The sequence below is a fragment of the Pseudomonas sp. RA_105y_Pfl2_P56 genome, assembly GCF_963970845.1.
In the GTDB taxonomy this organism is placed as follows: domain Bacteria; phylum Pseudomonadota; class Gammaproteobacteria; order Pseudomonadales; family Pseudomonadaceae; genus Aquipseudomonas; species Aquipseudomonas baetica_A.
This window is the reverse complement of sequence record NZ_CAXAPL010000099.1, coordinates 1-1,330: the sequence shown is the minus strand read 5'-3', so window position 1 is coordinate 1,330 and position 1,330 is coordinate 1. Positions and strand designations below refer to the sequence as shown.

Here is a 1,330-nt window from a genome sequence, read left to right as displayed (position 1 = left end):
GGCCCAGAGTGTGTAAAAACGCCTTCGCGAACTCTTGCTATGATTTCTGAGGATTTCATCGCAGGGATCGCCCATGAAGCGCTTTATCCAAGGTGAACATCGAGGCCAAGGTACCTTACTTCCCGAGAGCCTCGACGACTACGTCAGCGATACCAATCCGGTGCGCGTAGTCGACGTCTTCGTCGACGAACTCGACCTGGTCAATCTGGGTTTTGAAGGTGCCATTCCCGCCGATACAGGCCGGCCCGCTTACCATCCCGCGATCCTGCTGAAGATCTACATCTACGGCTATCTCAACCGCATCCAGTCGAGCCGACGTTTGGAGCGAGAAGCCCAGCGCAACGTCGAACTGATGTGGTTGACCGGGCGTTTGATGCCGGACTTCAAGACCATCGCCAACTTCCGAAAAGACAACAGCAAGGCCATCAGAGGCGTCTGTCGCCAGTTCGTTATGCTATGTCAGCAATTGGGACTGTTCGGAGAACATCTGGTCGCCATTGATGGCAGTAAATTCAAAGCAGCCAACAACCGCGACCGCAATTTCACCAGCGCCAAACTGAAGCGGCGCATGGAAGAAATTGAATCGAGTATCAACCGTTACCTAGCGGCACTCGATGCTGCCGATCGGCAAGAACCCACAGCTTCCGAGCCCAGTGCCGGGAGGCTGGAAGAGAAAATCGCCAAGCTAAAAACTCAAATGAAGGAGCTTCAAGCGATCGAAATCCAGCTCAATGAATCGCCGGATAAGCAGGTCTCACTGACCGATCCAGACGCCCGTTCCATGATGACGCGCGGCACAGGAATCGTCGGCTACAACGTGCAGACAGCGGTCGATACTCAGCACCATTTGATCGTTGCACATGAGGTGACCAACGTCGGTTCCGACCGGGATCAACTCAGCTCAATGGCCAAGCAGGCCCGCGAGGCGATGGCGTCAGATACGTTGTCGGTAGTGGCTGACCGAGGTTACTTCAAAAGCGAACAAATCCTGGCTTGTCACGATGCAGGTATCACCGCCTATGTGCCCAAGCCGATGACCTCTGGAGCCAAGGCAGACGGGCGTTTCAATAACGATGCCTTCATCTATGACGCGGCAAAGAACGAATACATTTGTCCGGCTGGAGAGACGCTGATCTGGCGCTATACCAACGTTGAAAAAGGCCTGACGTTGCACCGTTACTGGAGTTCGAAATGCCGGGGCTGCGCAATGAAACCGCAGTGCACACCGAGCACGGAACGGCGGGTTCGACGCTGGGAGCATGAAGCCGTACTGGAGGAAATGCAGAACAGGCTGAGCAACGCGCCGGAAATGATGCGGATCCGAAAACGG

At 55.1% G+C, this 1,330-nt stretch carries 1 protein-coding gene; it reads left to right on the top strand.

Annotation, left to right across the window (positions count from 1 at the left end; genetic code table 11):
- Window positions 1-73: 73 nt before the first annotated feature.
- The coding region (locus tag AACY11_RS28210; RefSeq protein ID WP_339496319.1) for an IS1182 family transposase at window positions 74-1,330 on the top strand (1,257 nt) is incomplete at its 3' end.